Origin of the sequence: Rhodococcus sp. USK10 (genome assembly GCF_019378875.1) — a bacterium.
GTDB classification, from domain to species: domain Bacteria; phylum Actinomycetota; class Actinomycetes; order Mycobacteriales; family Mycobacteriaceae; genus Rhodococcus_F; species Rhodococcus_F pseudokoreensis.
Genome location: NZ_CP076048.1, coordinates 1,305,925 through 1,324,448 on the forward strand (window position 1 = coordinate 1,305,925; position 18,524 = coordinate 1,324,448).

Annotated in this window: 20 protein-coding genes; 4 read left to right on the top strand and 16 right to left on the bottom strand. The window is 69.7% G+C overall.

Annotated features, from left to right (window positions below; all coding sequences use genetic code 11):
- Positions 1-41: 41 nt before the first annotated feature.
- The gene (locus tag I1A62_RS12985) at positions 42-605 is read left to right on the top strand and encodes a type II toxin-antitoxin system PemK/MazF family toxin (protein ID WP_206010721.1); all 564 of its coding nucleotides are present in this window, start codon (positions 42-44) and stop codon (positions 603-605) included.
- A gap of 5 nt (positions 606-610) precedes the next feature.
- Here the strand turns inward: I1A62_RS12985 and I1A62_RS12990 are convergent, their stop codons facing one another.
- The 5 genes from I1A62_RS12990 to I1A62_RS13010 all read right to left on the bottom strand — a co-directional run bounded on the left by I1A62_RS12990 (position 611) and on the right by I1A62_RS13010 (position 5,798).
- A complete protein-coding gene (locus I1A62_RS12990; RefSeq protein ID WP_124391235.1) occupies positions 611-1,396 on the bottom strand; it encodes an SGNH/GDSL hydrolase family protein in 786 nt (261 codons plus the stop codon).
- A gap of 107 nt (positions 1,397-1,503) precedes the next feature.
- Complete coding sequence (locus tag I1A62_RS12995) at positions 1,504-2,277, bottom strand: aquaporin (RefSeq protein WP_124391234.1); 774 nt, start codon at positions 2,275-2,277, stop codon at positions 1,504-1,506.
- Between the two features lie 64 nt (positions 2,278-2,341).
- Positions 2,342-3,172: a transglutaminase family protein gene (locus I1A62_RS13000; protein WP_072946596.1), complete on the bottom strand. Its 831-nt coding sequence runs from the start codon at positions 3,170-3,172 to the stop codon at positions 2,342-2,344.
- Between the two features lie 8 nt (positions 3,173-3,180).
- Positions 3,181-4,152 carry an alpha-E domain-containing protein gene (locus I1A62_RS13005; RefSeq protein WP_072946595.1) on the bottom strand — a complete coding sequence of 324 codons (972 nt, stop codon included), beginning with the start codon at positions 4,150-4,152 and terminating at the stop codon, positions 3,181-3,183.
- Positions 4,152-5,798 (bottom strand): circularly permuted type 2 ATP-grasp protein, encoded by a 1,647-nt coding sequence (locus I1A62_RS13010; RefSeq protein WP_219458847.1) that lies wholly within the window; start codon positions 5,796-5,798, stop codon positions 4,152-4,154. The genes I1A62_RS13005 and I1A62_RS13010 overlap by 1 nt, the downstream gene beginning before the upstream one ends.
- A gap of 305 nt (positions 5,799-6,103) precedes the next feature.
- On the opposite strand from I1A62_RS13010, the gene rpsT reads away from it, so the two are divergent.
- Positions 6,104-6,364 (top strand): 30S ribosomal protein S20, encoded by a 261-nt coding sequence (gene rpsT / locus I1A62_RS13015; RefSeq protein ID WP_012688238.1) that lies wholly within the window; start codon positions 6,104-6,106, stop codon positions 6,362-6,364.
- Positions 6,365-6,455: 91 nt separating this feature from the next.
- On the opposite strand, the gene holA is transcribed toward rpsT, so the two are convergent.
- Positions 6,456-7,433, bottom strand: a complete 978-nt coding sequence (holA, locus tag I1A62_RS13020; RefSeq protein WP_219458848.1) for a DNA polymerase III subunit delta — start codon at positions 7,431-7,433, stop codon at positions 6,456-6,458.
- A gap of 116 nt (positions 7,434-7,549) precedes the next feature.
- On the opposite strand from holA, the gene I1A62_RS13025 reads away from it, so the two are divergent.
- Complete coding sequence (locus I1A62_RS13025) at positions 7,550-8,299, top strand: hypothetical protein (protein ID WP_124391230.1); 750 nt, start codon at positions 7,550-7,552, stop codon at positions 8,297-8,299.
- On the opposite strand, the gene I1A62_RS13030 is transcribed toward I1A62_RS13025, so the two are convergent.
- Positions 8,292-9,401 carry a glutamate--cysteine ligase gene (locus tag I1A62_RS13030; RefSeq protein WP_124391229.1) on the bottom strand — a complete coding sequence of 370 codons (1,110 nt, stop codon included), beginning with the start codon at positions 9,399-9,401 and terminating at the stop codon, positions 8,292-8,294. The two genes, I1A62_RS13025 and I1A62_RS13030, sit on opposite strands and share 8 nt — an antisense overlap.
- 45 nt (positions 9,402-9,446) lie before the next feature.
- Entirely contained in the window at positions 9,447-10,997 is a 1,551-nt protein-coding gene (locus tag I1A62_RS13035) for a carboxylesterase/lipase family protein (protein WP_219458849.1), read from the bottom strand.
- A 133-nt stretch (positions 10,998-11,130) separates the two neighbouring features.
- Between I1A62_RS13035 and I1A62_RS13040 the strand changes: the two genes are divergently transcribed.
- The gene (locus I1A62_RS13040; protein WP_124391227.1) at positions 11,131-11,859 is read left to right on the top strand and encodes an ANTAR domain-containing protein; all 729 of its coding nucleotides are present in this window, start codon (positions 11,131-11,133) and stop codon (positions 11,857-11,859) included.
- A 6-nt stretch (positions 11,860-11,865) separates the two neighbouring features.
- Here I1A62_RS13040 and I1A62_RS13045 read toward each other — a convergent pair whose 3' ends face one another.
- The 8 genes from I1A62_RS13045 to rsfS form a co-directional block, all read right to left on the bottom strand.
- On the bottom strand, positions 11,866-12,036 hold the full coding sequence (locus I1A62_RS13045) for a hypothetical protein (protein WP_179220305.1): 171 nt from the start codon (positions 12,034-12,036) through the stop codon (positions 11,866-11,868).
- Positions 12,037-12,253: 217 nt separating this feature from the next.
- The gene (locus I1A62_RS13050) at positions 12,254-13,219 is read right to left on the bottom strand and encodes a TIGR03557 family F420-dependent LLM class oxidoreductase (RefSeq protein WP_219458850.1); all 966 of its coding nucleotides are present in this window, start codon (positions 13,217-13,219) and stop codon (positions 12,254-12,256) included.
- Between the two features lie 52 nt (positions 13,220-13,271).
- Positions 13,272-14,831: a ComEC/Rec2 family competence protein gene (locus I1A62_RS13055; RefSeq protein ID WP_219458851.1), complete on the bottom strand. Its 1,560-nt coding sequence runs from the start codon at positions 14,829-14,831 to the stop codon at positions 13,272-13,274.
- On the bottom strand, positions 14,831-15,694 hold the full coding sequence (locus tag I1A62_RS13060) for a ComEA family DNA-binding protein (RefSeq protein WP_219458852.1): 864 nt from the start codon (positions 15,692-15,694) through the stop codon (positions 14,831-14,833). Before I1A62_RS13060 ends, I1A62_RS13055 begins: the two co-directional genes overlap by 1 nt.
- Positions 15,695-15,763: 69 nt before the next feature.
- The gene (locus tag I1A62_RS13065; protein ID WP_124391224.1) at positions 15,764-16,630 is read right to left on the bottom strand and encodes a DegV family protein; all 867 of its coding nucleotides are present in this window, start codon (positions 16,628-16,630) and stop codon (positions 15,764-15,766) included.
- A gap of 4 nt (positions 16,631-16,634) precedes the next feature.
- The gene (gene octT, locus I1A62_RS13070) at positions 16,635-17,432 is read right to left on the bottom strand and encodes a diglucosylglycerate octanoyltransferase (protein ID WP_219458853.1); all 798 of its coding nucleotides are present in this window, start codon (positions 17,430-17,432) and stop codon (positions 16,635-16,637) included.
- On the bottom strand, positions 17,419-18,078 hold the full coding sequence (locus I1A62_RS13075) for a histidine phosphatase family protein (RefSeq protein ID WP_219458854.1): 660 nt from the start codon (positions 18,076-18,078) through the stop codon (positions 17,419-17,421). The genes octT and I1A62_RS13075 overlap by 14 nt, the downstream gene beginning before the upstream one ends.
- Positions 18,075-18,521: a ribosome silencing factor gene (rsfS, locus tag I1A62_RS13080; RefSeq protein WP_124391221.1), complete on the bottom strand. Its 447-nt coding sequence runs from the start codon at positions 18,519-18,521 to the stop codon at positions 18,075-18,077. The genes I1A62_RS13075 and rsfS overlap by 4 nt, the downstream gene beginning before the upstream one ends.
- Positions 18,522-18,524: the final 3 nt, after the last annotated feature.

The following is an 18,524-nucleotide window of genomic DNA, read 5'->3' on the forward strand; positions in this document are numbered from 1 at the left end:
GTTGCGGCTGCTGCGGCATACACGCACTAAGCTCGGCGGCCATGGCGAGCACGTGGAGCAGCATCGGGAAGACGTTGGGCCGACTTGCACGGGACAAGGGACCGCAGCTTCTGGCGCAGCTGCAGAAGTCCGGCGCGCTGGACCGCGCGGCCGGTGTCCTGACCGGATCGACGGCCGCCGCGCCGAAGCCGGCGCCGGGTCGTCCGGTCACCGCAGACTCCGCCCCGACCGCCCATCGGGCACGGAAGGTGGAGTACTCCCCCGACCTGGACGGTCGCGCGGATCCCGGCGAGATCGTGTGGACGTGGGTGACGTACGAGGAGGACGCGAGTCAGGGTAAGGACCGGCCTGTGCTCGTCGTCGGGCGCGACGGCGACACCCTGCTGGGGTTGATGCTGTCGTCGCAGAGCAAGCACGACGGGGACCGGGACTGGATCGCGGTCGGCTCGGGGTCGTGGGACGCGGAGGGCCGTGCGAGCTGGATCCGGCTGGACCGGGTGCTGGACGTGCCGGAGGCGGGGATCCGCCGCGAGGGCGCCGTCATGGACCGGGACAAGTTCGAGATCGTCGCGCAGCGTCTGCGCAAGGACTTCAGCTGGCAGTGACGCGGTCACCGACCCAGGTCGTCGGCGACCATCTCGGCGATCGCGGTCATCGCGAGAGCGTTGGGATGTGCCGGTTCGGCGGGTGATTGCGGCAGCATCCCCTCGAACCACCGCTGCCCCGTCGGCGCGCACGCGTCGTGCCCGCCGTCCACGGCGGCCTTCGCGATGTCGATGTAGTGCACTCCGTACCTGGCGGCGGCGTCGACGTAGATCTGGTTGAACCGTTCGAAGTACCGCTCGAGCCAGACCGCGTCCGCGTCGGACACGGGCAGGTTCGGCCAGCAGCCGCGTCGTCCGACGGAACCGCCGTGCCCGATCAGATAGACCTCGGCGTGCGGGGCCTTCGCCACGATCGCGGCCACCACCGCGTCGACTTGCGGCGCCATCTTCGCGATCCCCTCGACCGTGAGCTGTTCCGCCCGCGGGTTGTCACGGCACCCGGCGTCCGCGCCCGGGACGAGGGCGCCGCAGCGCACCGACACGGGCAGGTGATTGGAACCGCCGCCGCCGATGCTGAGCGTCACGACGTCGGTGTCCGGCCGCAGGGCATCGATCTGCGGCGGGGCGAAGCGCGTCCCCACGAACTGCGCGGTGCTGATCACATGGGCGGGTGTGGCGGCGGAGCACGTGACGTCGGTGAACGTGGCGGCGCCGATCAGCCGCGCCAGCTTCGCCGGGTAGTTCAGGTCCGGCGATCGCAGGCACAGGTCGCGGTGCTCCGAGAATTCGATGAGCGGCCCGGCCGCGCGGGAGTCGCCGAGGGCGACGTACGACGGTCCCGGCCGCGGCACGTCCTCGGCGGTCGCGGTCGCGGGGACCGTTCCGGTGAACGCGAGGACCGCGCACGTGAGAATTGCGGCCCGCAGGCCCCGGGCACCCGGCCCGGGTAGGTCGGTACTCAGCTCTGCAGTCGGTCGTACCGGCCGAACAGCGACCGGTAGACCAGCGCGCCCACCGCGCCGCCGATCAGCGGGAACACGATGAACAACCACACCTGCGCGAGCGCGCCGTTCTGGTACGGCGCCACGGCGAGGCTGCGGGCCGGGTTGACGGACGTGTTGTCGATCGGGATCGACACGAGGTGGATCACGGCGAGCGTGAATCCGATCGACACCCCGGCGAGCGGGACGTCGGAGATCTGGTCGGTGGACGCGAGAACCACGAACACGAGCAGCGCGGTGAGGAGGACCTCGACGATCATCGCGGCGCCGATGCCGTAACCGTTCTCGATGACCCCGCCGAGCGGGCCCTTGATGGCGGACGGGCTGTGCGCGCCCCAGCCGTTGGCGCCGAGACCGTCGTCCGCCCGGTTGTACGACGGCAGGCTCTGCGCGATCGTGTAGACCACCACACCGGCGACGAGACCACCGATGACCTGGGCAACGATGTACAGGCCCGCCTTCACCACGGACAACCGGCCGAGCGCGAGGTGCCCCACGGTGACGGCCGGGTTGACGTGGCAGCCCGAGATGGGACCGATGGCGTACACGAGGAAGAGCAGGGTCAGTCCGAATGCCAGTGCCACACCGAGGTTCCCGACCTTGGCCCCGGCGAAGACCGCCGTACCCACCGCCGCGAAGACCAGCAGGAACGTGCCGACCGCCTCTGCTACGTATTTCTTGAGATCCGAGATCGGTTCGACTTCTACGTATTCCTGTGCGGTTGGAGACATTGAACCCACCTTCGTCGAAATGGATCGTTAGTCCTGCTTTCCACAGATAGATCTGGGTGGCACTTTACGCCAGGCGGGTGATCTCCACGACGACTTCGAGATCTGTTGCCCGGCCACCGGAGAAGATGCCCTTGAGCGGCGGAACGTCCGCGTAGTCCCGTCCGATGCCCACGGACACGTGCTGTTCGTTCACCGCCACGGCGTTGGTCGGGTCGTATCCCCACCACGCCCCGGTCCACGCCTCCACCCACGCGTGGCTCTCCCCCGCCACCGTCTCGTCCACCGCCGCATCGGGTTTCGGGTGCAGATAGCCGGACACGTAGCGACTCGGAATTCCCATGCTGCGCAACAGAACCAGAGTCAGGTGCGCATAGTCCTGGCACACGCCCTGCCGTTCGGCCCAGGCGTCGACCGCGGATGTGTGGACGCCCGTCGTCCCCGGGACGTAATCCATCTCCCGGTGCACCCAGTCCGCCGCCGCGACAACGGCTTCGTCGGGGGTGCGTCCCTTGCGCAGGTCCCGCGCGATGGTGTCGAGCTTGCGACTGCGCGGAACGAACGTGGTGTTGCTCAGCTGTTCGTTGAACCGGTCGGTGAGCGGCGGGCTCGCCAGTTCGTCCCAGTCCGCCTTCTCCTCCGGCTCCCAGAACGGTTCGGTCTCGACGACGGACAGTCCGGTGACCTCGAGTTCCTTGTGCGGCGCATGGAGATCGAACGCGGTGACGGCGGTGCCCCAGTAGTCGGTGTAGCGGTACGACCGCGTCGCCGGCGTCGTCTCCACCCGGTTCAGGATCACCGTCTGCCTGCTGTCACCGCGGGGGGTGAGTCGCGCCTCGTTGTACGAGGACGTGACCGGTGCGTCGTACGCATACCCAGTGGTGTGCACGACTCTCATTCGCCAGCTCACAGCTCTCCCTCCACGACGGATTCGCCGCCGACGGCCCGTGCATCGGTCCACGCCACCCACGGCGCGGCGTGAAAATACTGCAGCGCGATGGCTTCTCCGAGCTCGCGGCAGGTTTCCTGCAGTCCCGCGAGCCGATCCTGGAGATCCTCGAGGAGCACGCCGGGCGGCAGGAACTCGAGTTCGCTCCGGGCCCTGCCGAGGAGGCGCTGCGCCTCCGCGCGAGGCCCGACGCGGCTGTCCGGCTGGTGGTCGAGTTCGGCGAGACACAACTCCGCCTGCCGGATGGCGTGGAACACCGACCGCGGGAACAGCCGGTCCAGCAGGATGAACTCGACCACCCGGTTGGCGTCCAGCGCGCCGCGGTACGTGCGCAGATACGTGTCGTGGGCTCCCGCGGAGCGCAGCACCGTCACCCAGGCCGGCGAGGACGGGCGGTCGCCGGCGCGGGACAGCAGCATCCGCGCGAGCATGTCGACGCGTTCGATCGAGCGGCCGAGCAGCAGGAATCGGTACCCGTCGTCGCGGCTCATGGTCGAGTCGGCCAGACCCGCGAACATCGCCGCGCGTTCCTCCACGTACCGGAAGAACTCGTGCGGGCCGAGACGCTTGGACGCGCGCTCCCGCTCGGCGAGGCCGTTGTATGTGGTGTTGAGGCACTCCCACATCTCGCTGGACGTGACCTCGCGGGCACCGCGCGCGTTCTCTCGGGCGCTCGCGAGCGAATCGATGATCGAGCCCACCTGGTTGCGGCTGAACGCCACCAGTTCGGTCACCGATCGGACGTCGAGTTCGGTGTCGGGTGCCTCGATGCCGAGCACCCGCAGCAGCAACCGGGACGTGCGGTCCGGGTCCACCGACGCGTCGTCGAGGAGCTGGTGCACGGCGACGTCGAGAATGCGGGCCATGTCGTCGGCCCGCTCGACGTACCGGCCGATCCAGTACAGCGATTCGGCGTTCCTGGCCAGCATCAGCGATCACCTCCGCGGTCCTGTTGCTGCCGGCCGTGCTGTTGCTGTTGCTGTTGCTGTTGTTGCTGCTGAAGTTGGGTCGTGCTGAGTTCGGGCCCCTGCTCGGCCTCGGCGGACTGCGCCGGTTCGGCCACCAGCTCCTCACCCGCCAGTTCCCGCTCCTCGTCGGAGCTCCTGCTCGCGAGCACCCACGTGTCCTTGCTGCCGCCGCCCTGGCTGGAATTCACGACGAGAGATCCCTCGGGCAGGGCCACGCGGGTCAGACCGCCCGGCAGCACCCAGACGTCCTCGCCGTCGTTCACGGCGAAGGGACGCAGGTCGACGTGCCGGGGAACCAGTTCGTCACCGACCTTGGTGGGCACTGTGGACAGCTGGACGACGGGCTGCGCGATCCACCCGCGGGGGTCGGCCTTGATCTTCCTCGTGATCGTGTTCAGCTCCTTCGGTGACGCGTCGGGGCCGAAGACGATGCCGTAGCCACCGGAACCCTCCACCGGCTTGATCACCAGTTCGTCGACCCGGTCCAGCACCTCCTCGCATTCCTCGTCGAGCCAGCAGCGGAACGTGTCGACGTTCGCGAGCAGCGGCTTCTCCCCGAGGTAGTAGTCGATGATCTGCGGAACGTAGGTGTAGACGAGCTTGTCGTCGCCGACCCCGTTCCCGACGGCACTCGAGATGACGACGTTGCCCGCGCGGGCCGCGTTCAGCACACCGGCGACCCCGAGCACGGAGTCCGGCCGGAAGTGCATGGGATCGAGGTAGTCGTCGTCGATGCGCCGGTAGATGACGTCGACCTGGCGTTCGCCCTCGGTCGTCCGCATGTAGACCATGTTGTCGCGGCAGAACAGGTCGCGGCCCTCGACGAGTTCGACACCCATCTGGCGCGCGAGCAGCGAATGCTCGAAGTACGCGGAGTTCGCGACACCCGGGGTCAGGACGACGACGGTCGGGTCGGCCTCGTTGAGGGCGGCGGACGCGCGCAGCGCCCGCAGCAGGTGCGAGGCGTAGTCCCCGACGGAGCGCACGCGGTGCGACATGAAGAGGTCGGGGAACACCCGCGCCATCGTGCGGCGGTTCTCCATGACGTAGGACACTCCCGACGGCGACCGCAGGTTGTCCTCGAGCACCCGGAACACCCCGTTCTCGTCGCGGACGAGGTCGATTCCGGCGACGTGGATCCGCACCCCGTTCGGCGGGACGATCCCCGACGCCTCCCGGTGGAAGTGCTCGCACGAGGTGACCAACCGCTTCGGCAGCACGTGGTCACGCAGGATGCGCTGCTCCCCGTACACGTCGTCGAGGAACATCTCGAGCGCCTGCACCCGCTGCTTGATGCCCTTCTCGAGACGCGTCCACTCCGCCGCCGCGATGACCCGGGGCACCAGGTCGAGGGGGAAGGGCCGTTCCTGACCGGACAGCGAGAACGTCACACCCTGGTCGATGAACGCCCTGCCCAGCGCGTCGGATCGGGCGGCGAGGTCGGCCCGGTCTGCGGGCTCGAGCGCCTTGAAGACCCCTTTGTAGGGCGGGCGGACGGTGCCGTCGCGGTCGAACATCTCGTCGAAAGCCAACCCGTAGCGCCCGATGTCGGTGTACCCGTCGAACACGTGGGCGGGTTCCGCGGGCTTGCGCGGCCGGGCGGTCACCCGGGGCCGCGGCGGGGTTCCCGCAGCCTTCGCACCCGGCTGTGTGCCGCCCCCCGTTTTTCGGGCGGGGGCTTTCGAGGTTGCCGACGTCTTCGTTATTGTTGACGACTTCGATGCTGGGGGCGTCATCCCAGACATGCTGCTACATGTACCCCCGTTCAGCAGCACAGCTGCAGGATTTGTCGGCGCGTCCGGCGCCGGTTTGAGATCGGACACCGATCACTGGTAATCTCGCCTGTCGGTGCATATGTGTGCGCCCAGAGCTTTCTCGACCGTAACCAGCTTAAGACGACAGGATTTTACGCGTGGCCAACATCAAGTCCCAGGTGAAGCGGATCCGTACCAACGAGGCGGCCCGACTCCGTAACCAGTCGGTGAAGTCCTCGCTGCGCACGGCGATCCGCTCGTTCCGCGAGGCTGCGGCGGCCGGTGACAAGGACAAGGCCAACGAGCTCCTCGTCGCCACCAGCCGCAAGCTCGACAAGGCAGCCAGCAAGGGCGTCATTCACGCCAACCAGGCTGCAAACAAGAAGTCTGCTCTCGCGCAGGCTGTCAACAAGATCTGACGGTTCTTCCGTCGTAGGCTCTCCAACAGCCGCTCGATCCTCGGATCGAGCGGCTGTTGTCGTGTCTCCGTCCCCTTCGTGGCGCTGTCAGTCAGATCTGGCGTAGCCGGGAGACGCGTCCCACGGCACTCTCGACGGCGTAGTCCGCGTCGGCCGCCGCGCCCTTGACGTCGGCGTTGAGGGCGGCGACGATGCGCAGCGCCTCCCCCACCGACGTGGGTGTCCACCCCTTCGCGAGGGCCTGCGCCTTCTTGATCTTCCAGGGCGGCATGCCCAGTTCCGACGCCATCCGGAACGGGTCGCCGCGCCCGGCCGGGGCGACCCGGGCGATCGAGTGCACCGCGTCGGCCAGTGCGTCCGCGAGCAGCACATGGGGCACGCCCCGCAGCATCGCCCAGCGCAGCGCCTCGATCGCGCCCGCGGTGTCGCCGGCGACGGCCTTGTCGGCCACATCGAATCCGCTCACCTCGGCCTTGCCCGAGTAGTACCGCTGCACGGCGGCGACGTCGATCTTTCCGCCGGTGTCCGCCGTGAGCTGCGAGCACGCGGCGGCCAGTTCGCGCAGGTTCGAGCCGACTCCCTCGAACACGCTCTGCACCACGTCCGGCGACACCCGGACCCCGAGGGTGCGGAACTCGCCGCGGATGAATCCGATGAGCTCGCCGGACTTCAGTTTGGCGCAGGGGTGCACCACGGCCCCGAGCTTCTCCAGGGCCCCGGTCATCGCTTTGGTACGTCCACCGCCCGAGTGCAGGACGACCAGGACGACGCCCGGAGGGGGGTCGCCCGCGGCGTCGAGGACCAGTGCCACCGCATCCTTGCCCGCCTCGGCGGCCGCCTCGAGCACCACCACGCGGTCTTCGGCGAACAGGGAGGGGCTGAGCAGTTCGGCGAGTTCGGCCGCCCCGGCGTCGCCCGCCCGCAACCGGTTGACGGGAAGGTCCGCGCCTGCGGCCACGTTCGCGCTCGCGCGAACCTGGCCGACGACGTGTGCGACCGCGCGTTCGACGAGGAACTCCTCGTCACCGAGGACGAGATGGAGCTGTTCGAGCTGAGTTGGAGTGCTCACGCGAAGATCGTGCCACGTGGGGCAGACACGTCCGCCGACACCCCGGAACCGGGCCCAGCACGCCGAACACCGCCGATCCCCGCGCAGCGAGGGCGTCGGCGGTGGACACTCGTGATATGACCGCGGAATCCGAGGTGGACGGCGTCACCCGCGAGGGCTTCGCGCACACGATCGACCTCGACGACGACCGCTCGGCAGGGCAACGGTACGAACTGAGTTTCCGGTACACCTGCCGCGACGGGCTGCTTCTCCGGTGGTCGGTGCAACTGGTGGCCCGCTGCTCGGTCTCGGGGCACGCCGAGGCCGTGTTCGCCGGTGGCCGATCCGCCCTCGAGCCGGTCCTCGGAGTGGGCACGGCAAACGGCGCCGACGACGACTTCGAGACCGCGTGCGGCGTCTACGAACACCAGTGGCGGTCGCTTCTCGACCCGGCCGGCGGCAGCCCGCGAGCCGACACCGAGCAGCGTCACCTGTCCGATGCGCTCAGCCTGTACGGGCGCACGTGGCGCAGCGACTCCGGCCGCGCGGTCGCCGACCGGCTCGCGTCGTTCGCTCACGTCACCGTGCTCGCACTGGGCACCGATCCCGCATTCCAGGTGATGCGCCGCACGGCGGCCCACTATCCCGAACCGGTCGTCCTCGCCGTGTATCAGCCCGAGGGGCAGCGCATCGACCTCAGCCTCGCCGACACCGCGACCGTGGAGGCGCTGATCGACGATCCCGGTCCGCTGCGCACCGGACCCGACTCCAGCGCGGGCGCCCTGCTCGCGGGACCCGGATCCACCGGGCTCCTGCACCCCGGCTACCTCGGCTCCACCACCGCGGCCGGTCTCACCGAGCTGACTCCACCGCCACCGCTCAGCTGATCACTTCGCGGGTCAGCAGGTCGACGACCGCCGCCAGGGTGCCGACGCGCGCGAACTCGGCCCGTTGCCGCTCGGCGCCTGTGCCGTCCCGCAACACGGTGTCGAGGCCCGATTCGAGGAAGGCCCGGTCGCTCGCGCCGAGTCCCGGGGCCACGCACTCGTTCAGCAACTCCAGGTGCCGGCGGATCGGCAGGGACCGATCGGCCGCCGGACTGGTGCATTCCCCGTCGAGTCCGTCCCGGGCCGCACGCCACAACTGCGCCCGCAGCAACTCGACCCGCAGCCACGGTACGGAGTGGCCGTCCCTGATCGAGCGCAGCGCCCACCCGACGAGACCCTTCACGACCACCGCGTAGAGCGCCGCGTGCGCCGCGGTCATGGCGACGTCCGCGATCCGGACCTCGATGGTCGGCTGCTTGTCGGAGAGCCGGACGTGCCAGTAGATCATTCCCCGGTCCATGGCAGCGCCGGTCCCGATCATGGCACCGACCGACGACTCGTACTCGTCCGCGGAATCGAAGTGCGGCGGCGGTCCCGCCGACGGCCACCGCGACCACATGATGTGCCGCCAGCTGTGGTACCCGGTGTCGTGCCCGCTGTGGAACGGCGAGTTCGCGGCGAGCGCGAGCAGCACCGGAAGCCAGCTGCGCACCTGGTTGCTCACCAGCACACCCACGTCGCGGCTCGGGATCCCCACGTGCACGTGACAGCCGCACGTGGTCACCGTGTCCACGATCGACCCGAAGTGGCGGGCCATCGCTTCGTACCGCGGGCTCGGGGTGATCGCCGGGGGCAGCCCCTCGGCGATCAGGGAGGTTCCGCTGGGCACCAGCAACAGGTCACGGCCCGCGGCGGCCTTCATCAGCCGGCGTCGCAGGCTGCGCAATTCCTCATGCAGTTCCTCCCCGGTGTGGCACACGCCCGTCGCCGTCTCGATCTGGCACCGGGCGAGCTCGCGCTGGAGCCCGTGAATGTCGTGACCGGCCTCCGCGACCACGTCGGGTCCGGAGGAGGAGAGGTGACCGGACTCGTCGACGAGGAAGAACTCCTCCTCGACCCCCACGCTGAGGTCGCGATCCGATTCCGTTGCTGCAGCGCTCATTCAGCAGGTATCCCCGAGTTCGGCGGAGACGAAACCGGGCGCCGTTCACGTGAAGCCGATGACTTCCTCACCCCACGCCCGGCGGAGTTCCCGGTCCGGATCGTCGGCGACCGCATCGGATCGGCCGATCAGCAGGGTCGTGCGGTCCACCTCGTCGTACCTCGGCCAGTCGGTCTCCGCTCCGGTTCCGTCCGGTGTGCCCTCGGTGGCGAAGGACAGCCACCGGCGCTGGATCCGCTCCGACACGTGACCGGCGGTCCGGTGCCCACCGAGCTTGAACGTGGGGTCGTGCGGGACGACACCGAAGTTGCCGAACACATAGGGCACCTCGGTGCCGTGGGTGGCACCGATCCGAGCGGCGCGCAGGAACGGTGTGGCGTAGTCGAATCGGTACAGCCAGGTAGGCGCGACACGGCTGTGCGCCTCCGCGATCCACAGCGTCGGCATCCGGAACGCGGCGTCCCGCGAGATCTCCATCGCCGAGCGTTTCTTCGGGTAGTCGGGATACGCCGCGGCCACCTCCTGCTCCTCGTCGGCGGGAAGGTCGGGATGGTCGGCGGCGATCGCCACGAACATCTGATGGACGGCGTCCGGGGTGATCGGCATCAGGGGCGATTTCATCAGCCGGAACATCGAGGACTCGTCCTTGTTCGTCCCGATCAGCAGCGGAATCCGATGCGCGAGGCCTTTGCGGAACGCCGCCACCGGGTAGTGCGGGACCACGTCCCCGTCGACGGTCGGGGCGACCGCCAGGGTGCCGGGGACCCGCGCGGGCACCTGCTGGACGAGTTCGATGCACGCTTTCGTCAGTACGCCGACGGGCAGGTCGCGCAGACGGCCCGCGTCGGCGGGCGCGATGTCGAGCAGTTCGAGAAACGACTCGGCGATGCTCTCGGCTCGCGCACTGCCGTACACGGACGTCGCAGGCGAACTCTCGGCGATCGCGCGGTGGAACAGCCCCTCCGCCTGCGGCGACGTCATCAACGTGGTGACCGAGCCGCCGCCGGCCGACTCCCCGAACAGGGTGACGTCGCCCGGGTCGCCGCCGAACGCCGCGATGTTGTCCCGGACCCAGGTCAGGGCCGCGATCTGATCGCGGAGGCCGAGGTTGGTGTCGAACGGGTGCTCGTCGGTCGAGAACGCGGAGAAGTCCAGGAACCCCAGCGCACCGAGCCGGTAATTGAATGTCACCACCACGACGTCGCCGCGCTCGATCAGCCGAGCCGGATCGTACATGCGCTGCCCGGACGAACCCAGGTAATAGGCCCCGCCGTGGATCCACACCATCACCGGCCGTGGTTGCCCCGCATCCGCGGCCGGCGCGAAGACGTTCAGGGTGAGGCAGTCCTCGTCGATGGTCAGACCGGGATCGATGGGCAGCGGCCCGTGCTCGTTCTGCGGCGCGATCGGACCGAACCTGGAGCAGTCGCGCACCCCGTCGAAAGGTTCGGGCGCGCGCGGCGCGCGGAGCCGCCACTCGCCGATCGGCGGCGCCGCGTAGGGAATGCCCTTCCACGACAGAACGCCGCCGGCGTGGACGCCGCGCAGCATGCCCTGGTCGACGGCCACGAGTGGGTTCTCGGTGTGCGAAACCATGACGTCATCTTGGCCCGGGCCGGCCGCACCCGGAGTCCGTTCGCGAATTCTTCCGGCTCGGAGCGGCGACGACCGCCCGCTCTGGCAGACTGAATCAATGAGCTGGGCCCATGCTCGCACGCTGGAGGAACCGATGCGCGACACAGTCCCCGATACGACGCGCTCGAAGGCTGTCGGCAAGTCTGCCGTGACGTTCGCGACCCTCGCCGACCTTCTCTACGCGGGCCAGGATTTCGGGCAGGTCCACCAAGCCATCTGCGATGCCGCGCCGCTACTCGTCGAGGGCTGTCAGCACGCGAGCCTGATGCTCCGGCAGGGGTCCGGCTATGTGACGGTGGCGGCCAGCGACGACGTCGCCGCCCGCGTCGACGAGTTCGAGCGCGTCGAGAACGAGGGGCCGTGCGTCGACGCCATCGTCAGCGACACTCCGCAGTTCGAAACGGACCTGTCCACGTCGTCGCAATGGCCGCGGCTCTCGCGGCGGGTGCTGGCCGAAACGCCGGTGCGAGGGGCGGCCGGCTTCCGCCTCGTCATCCTGGGACGCAAGGTCGGCGCCCTCGATCTGTTCTCCGACACGCCGGGAGCCCTGAACACCACGTCCGTCGAGCAGGGCATCATGCTCGCGTCTTTCGCGGCGGTGGCGCTTGCGGCGGTGCACGAGCACCTCGAGGCCGAGACGCTGCGGGCCGGCCTCGTGAGCAACCGTGAAATCGGCAAGGCGGTGGGACTGCTGATGGCGTTCCACAACATTTCCGAGACCCAGGCGATGGAGATTCTCCGCACCACCTCACAGGACATGAACATCAAACTGGCGACGGTGGCGCAGGAGATCGTGGCGCACCACCACCGGAAGATGACCTGACCGCTGTCAGTCCGGCCCCGGCGAATCGGGGTTACCCGCGATACCGAGCATGGACAGCAGCATGCGGCAGTCTTCGGCGTCGAGTGACTGAGCAGCGACGACCCGCTGCGCTCTCCACACCTGTCCGGCGTCGAGTTCGTCGTCCACGTCGAGATCCGTCCGCTCCGATTCCGACATCTCGCCCTCCAATGCGGGTGTGTTCCAAGACCGTTCGCCCTCGACATCTGCCACCGGATGGTAGTCGGTGTTCGGGTGTCTCATACGCACATCGGGAATCGAATTCGAAACGATACAGAAATCACCCCTCCCCGGTCCGGAGAGCGCGCCGCCGGCCACCCTCTCACCCATCCTTCACCGGAGACTGGTCACGAAAGCTGCTGTACTACAACGGGTGTCACGCCGGCGTCAGTGCCCGCAGCGACTCGCTCAGCTCGTCGGCGAAGAACGCGAAGAACCCGTCCACGTCCGGTCCCGCGTTGATCAGCGCCAGACGATCGAACCCGGCATCGACGAACGGGCCCGCCACCTCGAGGTGCCGCCGGACGTCCGGCCCGCACGCCATCGCATCCCGGACGTCCTCGGTGCGGACCGACGACGACGCGGCCTCGAAGTTGATCGGATTCGGCAGTTCCGCCTGAACCTTCCATCCGGTCAACCCGAACCGGAACAATCGGTGCGCCGACTCGACCGCGGATTCCTCGTCGGGCGCCCACGCGAGGGGAACTTCCCCGTATTTCGGGCCCGACCCACCGGCCGCGGTGTAGGCCTGCACCAGATCCGGGTCGGGTTCGGTCGCGAAGAGTCCGTCACCGAGTTCCGCGGCGATGTCGGCGGCCTGCGCGCCGCCCGCCGCGACCGCGATCGCCGGGGGCACGACGGGGAGATCGAAGACGCGTGCGTCGTCGAGGGTGAGGTGCTTGCCCTCGTACGAGTGGTAGCCACCCGACCACAGCAGGCGGATGATGTCGATCGCCTCACGCAGCATCTGGTGCCGGACGGTCACCGACGGCCAGCCACCGCCGACGACGTGTTCGTTCAGCCGTTCCCCCGAGCCGAGGCCCAGGGTGAACCGGCCGTCGCTGAGGACGGCGGTCGTGGCCGCGGCCTGCGCGACGATCGCGGGGTGGTACCGAACGAACGGGCAGGTGACACCGGTGGCCAGACCGATCCGCTCGGTCCGCGCCGAAGCGGCAGCGAGCATCGACCACACGAATCCCGAGTGACCGTGACTGTAGAGCCAGGGGTGGTAGTGATCGCTCACCTCGACGAAGTCGAAGCCGGCCCGCTCGGCCTCCACCGCCTGCCGCACGATCTCGCGCGGATCGAACGTCTCGGCCATCAGCTTGAACCCCACCTGCATGTCGTCGTCCCTTCCCTCGCGTTCTGCGACGGTTTCCCGGATCCGGGCGCATTCACACAAGGCGACCCAGCGACGACGGCCAGATCGGCGCCCACAGCACCACCACCCCGATCGCGATTCCCACGAGCACCAGCCGGGTTCCGCGGCTGCGCAGCGCCGCACCGATCGCCAGCACGGCACCGAGGACGAGTACCGCACCGGCGGGCCCCGAGGGCACCGGAACGGAGGCCGCGGGGATCCGCGCGCCCCGCTCGGCCACGGTCACCAACCACCACAGCGGCCACTGGGTCACGCGCACCACCACTTCCGCGACGGGAACACTGATGCCGGCGATCAGCGCGGTGATCGCGCCCGTCACGGTGATCACTCCGATCACGGGTGCCACCAGGATGTTCGCGCAGATCGACACCAGACTCACGGTGCCTGCCATCGCGGCCACGATCGGCGCCGTCACGGCGAACGCGGCGACGGACACCGCCACCGCCTCCGCCACCGCCCGCGGCCACCCGCGGACCACCAGCGCGTCGACCCACACGGGCGCGATCACGATCAGCCCGGCGGTGGCTGTCGCCGACAGAACGAAGCCGAAGTTCACCGCCAGTTCCGGTGCCCACACCAACAGGGCGATCACACCCGCCGCCAGCGCGGGCATCGCCTGTTTCCGCCGTCCCGTCACGAGCGCCAGCAGGGCGACCGAGCCCATCGCGGCGGCCCGGAGCACGCTGGGTGACGGCCGCGCGACCACCACGAACGCGATCAGTGCGGCGGCGGCGAGCACCGCGCCTGCCCGCGGACCGAGCCCCACGCCTCTGACCATGAGCAGCACCGCTCCCAGCAGGATGCTGACGTTCGCCCCCGACACCGCCGTGAGGTGCGTCAGTCCGGTCGCGGTGAAGTCGTCCTTCACCTCCCGCGGGAGCGCGGAGGTGTCGCCCACCACCAGCCCCGGCAGCAGTCCGGCCTCGTCGGCGGGCAGGACGGCGGCGGCCGCGGCGAACCGGGTTCGCAGGGCGCCGGCCCATCGCTGGTGTGCGGGCGCGGGACCGACCTCCACCGGCGGTCCGGACACCCGGACCGTGGCCAGGCTCAGGTCCCGGCGCCGCGGCGGGCTCAGCTGCCCGCGCAACACCACGTCCTGTCCCGGCAGCAGCCCGAGCCACCCGTCCGCCGGGGCGAGGAGGACCACCGCGCCGCCCGCGTGGATCGTCTCGCCGGCCCGGCGGATCTCGACGACGGTCGCGTTCACGAGGACGTGCCGTCCGAAGCCGGCGATCTCCCGGGGGTCGTCGACGGGGGTGACGACCAGCGTGACCCACGTCTCGTTCCGGGCGAGTTCGGCCATCGGGTGCCGTTCCGCGGCCTGAACCCGCCAGGCCACCCCTGCCGCGCAGCACGACCCGAAGAGCAGTAGCGCGAGCGTCCCCGCCGTCCATCGCCGCGGTGACCGCAGGGCGCAATAGGCGGCGAGCAGTACAGCCGCCCCCGACAGGGTCGCCAGGAGCATCCATGCCGCGCGGGAGCCTCCGAGTATGCCGATCAGCGTTGCCGCCCAGCAGATCCCGGCGAACGGGAGCAGCCGGAGGTCGAGGAGCCGCGGCTCGCTCTCGGACATCAGATGGTAGTCTGGGCGCGCAACTTCTCCAGCCGCACCGGCCCGATCCCGTCCACCTCCCCCAGTTGTGCGATGTCGGTGAACCTGCCGTTCGTCGTGCGCCACGCCACGATCGCCGCCGCCGTGACGGGTCCGACACCGGGAAGGGCGTCGAGTTCCGTCTCCGTCGCCGTGTTGAGGTTCACCAGTCCACCGGCCGCGGGGGTCGCCGCGCCCGCGGTTCCCGGCGATCCCGCGGAGGTGCCGCCCACCGCACTCGGTGGCGCCTGGGTGGTCGCGGCGCCCACGAGCACCTGATCGCCGTCCGAAAGCCGTTGCGCCAGATTCAATCCGAGGGTGTCGCCACCGGCGCGCACTCCCCCGGCGGCGGCGAGCGCGTCCGCGACCCGGGCGCCCGGCGGCAGCCGGACGAGGCCCGCCGAGGTCACGAGCCCCACCACGCTGACGACGATTTCCTCCGCCGGTGCGGGTGCAGGCGCCGCCGCGGCGGCGGGAGTTGTCGGTTCCGGCGCCGGATTCAAGGAATGAACACCCGCTGCGGGCAGTGACGGAACGGCCTGCGTCGCCGGCCGATCGCTGCGCACCGCCAGCACCGTTACCGTGGCGACGACGATTCCCACCACGATCAGCGCGATCGCCCCGGACCGCCCGGGGTCGAATCGTGCGTCCCGCCACCGGTCGGGCAACGAGAAGCCGACTCGGCGCGCAGCGGACCACGTCTCGTCGCCGTCGAGGCGGGCCTCACCCGGCTCGGCCAGCCACTCCGGTGCCGCCGGAGTGTCGGGCGGCAGCGCTTCGCGTTCCCCCGACGTCAGGAACGCGAGCCGGGTCCGGCCTCTCGAACGTTCTTCCCTGATGCCCATGGACGCGACGCTAGAGTACGGCACCCTCAGGATCGCGGCGCCGACCCGGCATTCGAATCGGCCTGTGGATCAGTGCGAAGTTGTGGATGAATCGTGGTTTTCGTCCTGCAATGCGGGTTCCGGGCACAGCACGATGCCGATGGCGCCCTCCCCGACGTGGGCACCGAGAACCGAACTGAAATCGGTGACGACCAGATCGCTGACCTGCGGAATCCGGTCTTTCAGTTGCTGCGCCACCGCCTCGGCGCGCTGCCGGGCGTGCATGTGATGCACAGCGACGGCCGTCCTGTCCAGGCCTGCCTGCTCCACCGCGGCGTCGACCATCCTGGCCATGGCCTTGGTCGAGGTCCGCGTCTTCTCCTTCAGCACCAGTCTGCCGTCCACGAGATGCAGCACCGGCTTCATCGCCAGTGCGGTACCGAGCAGTGCGGCGGCGGTGCCGATCCGCCCTCCGCGACGCAACTGGTCGAGTCGGTCGACGACGATCAGGCAGCGTCCACGGCTCGCGACGTCGACCGCCCGCCGGTACACCGTCTCGAGGTTTGCACCGGCCTCCGCGGCCCGCGCCGCCTCGAGCACGGGGTATCCCAATCCCATTCCGGCGGACTGGGAGTCGACGATCCGCACTCGGCCGTCGAACTCCTGCGCCGCCTGGCGGCCCGCCTCCCACGTGCCGGACAGCTGCCGCGAAATGTGGACCGCGAGAACGCCTGCGCCCTCACTCAGTTCCAGCGCTTCGGCGTAGGCCTCGGACAGCTCGCTCGGCGATGCACCCGACGTGGTGACCCCGGCGAGGTCCTCGGGGACCTCGTCGATTCCCTCCCGGAAGTCCCGGCCGCCGCTGAGGACGTGGAGCGGGACCACCCGGATTCCGTACTGCTCGACATGTTCGGGCAGGATCGATGCCGAAGAATCGGTGACGACGACGACGGGCATCGGACTACTCGGCTCCGCTCGACACCGGGTCGGCCGGAACCGCACCCTCGACGGAGTCCGGCACGACAGCCGCCGCGCGGATCGCGGTCAGCATCGCCGCGGCCACCTCGGTGTGCCCGTCCCAGCCCCAGTGGATGCCGTCCGGATTGCCGTCATCACTGAAGACGTTGGCGCGCACCGCCTCCGCGAGGTCGACAAGGGGCACGTTCTTCTCCTCCGACCATGCGGTGATGGCGGCGACGGCACCGGGACGCCCCGCGTGCACCTTGCCGTAGGCCTCGCTGCGGTGCACGGACGGCAGGGTCCCGATGACCGGCAATTCGGGGCGCATGTACTCGAGCGCCGCCCGTGAGCTCTCCAGGTATTCGACACTCAGCCGCGGCGGCAACGCCACCGGCCACCCCAGCGGGGCGAGCCGGGGCTGAAGCCACTGGTAGCCGCTCCGCACGACGCGCCGCAGTGCAGGCGGGCGTACGTAGCGCAATTGCTCCCGCAGCGCCGTCGGGAGCGGGGACGGCAGCGAATCCATGCCGCCGACGGCGAACACCACGGCGCCGGCGCGGGGAACCGCGGACCACACCCGTGGGTCCTGGGTCAGCGCCCACCACACGTCGCGGCTGGTCCAGCCGATCCGCGCCACCAACTCGACATCCCAGCCGAGTTGACGGGCAACGATATTGGGCCAGATGCCGGGGTGGTCGGACGGCAGTCCGCCCTTGGGGCCGTAGTACGACAGCGAGTCGGCGAGCACGAGCAGGACGGGGCGTTCCCCGGAACCGGCATCCACCTCAGAGGACGTCACTGGCCACACTCGCGGAAGCGTTCCACACGTCGAGGCGCCAGCTGAGCGAATCGGGGTTCCCATATGCACTCAGCTGCACCCAGCTGGTGTTCCCCAGTCCGCCCAGCACCGGCCAGCGGTCGACGGGCAGATCCAGCAGGGCGGCGGTCAGCGCGGCGATCAATCCGCCGTGAGCGACCAGGACCACCGGCTTCTCGGCCCAGTCCTCGTGCTTCTCGACGAGTTCCGCGACCACCGGCTTGCTGCGGCGGGCGACGTCGATGCGGCACTCGCCGCCGGGCGGTGCCCACGTCGCGTCGCCGCGCCACGCGGCGCGGGCGCCGGGTGCGCGCGCGTCGACGTCGAGGTGCGTGAGCCCCTGCCAGTCGCCGAGATGCGTCTCACGGAGGCGTTCGTCGATCTGCACCGGCAGCCCGGCGTTGTCGCCGACCTCCACCGCGGTGTCGTAGGCCCGCCGCAGATCGGAGGACACGATCGAGATCGGTCGGCGACCGACGAGGGCGGTGGCGGCGGCGCGGGCCTGCGACCGCCCCAGCTCCGACAGTTCGGTGTCGAGCTGGCCCTGCATCCGGTTGTCGGCGTTGTACTCGGTCTGTCCGTGGCGGAGCAGTATCAGTCGCCGCGGGGCACGGGGAGCATCCGTCACAGCTCGGACTCCTCAGCCTCTGCGCCGCCCGCACCGGCGGCCTCGGGGGCGCCCGCACCGTTCGCGCCGGCCGGTCCCTGCTGGCCGATACCCTCCACCGGCACGGCCGGGCAGTCCTTCCACAGCCGGTCGAGGGCGTAGAAGTTGCGTTCCTCGTTGTGCTGGACGTGGATGACGACGTCCACGAAATCGAGCAGTGCCCAACGGCCTTCGCGGGTGCCCTCGCGACGCACCGGCTTGTGACCTGCCTCACGCAGCCGATCCTCGATGTTCTCGACGATCGCGTTCACCTGGCGCTCGTTGGGGGCGGAGGCGATGACGAAGCAGTCGGTGATGACCAGCTGCTCGGAAACATCGAGCACCACCACATCGGAGGCCAGCTTCTCGTCGGCAGCCACTGCCGCGATGCGTGCCATCTCGATGGCTTCGGTCGTTGCGCTCACGCG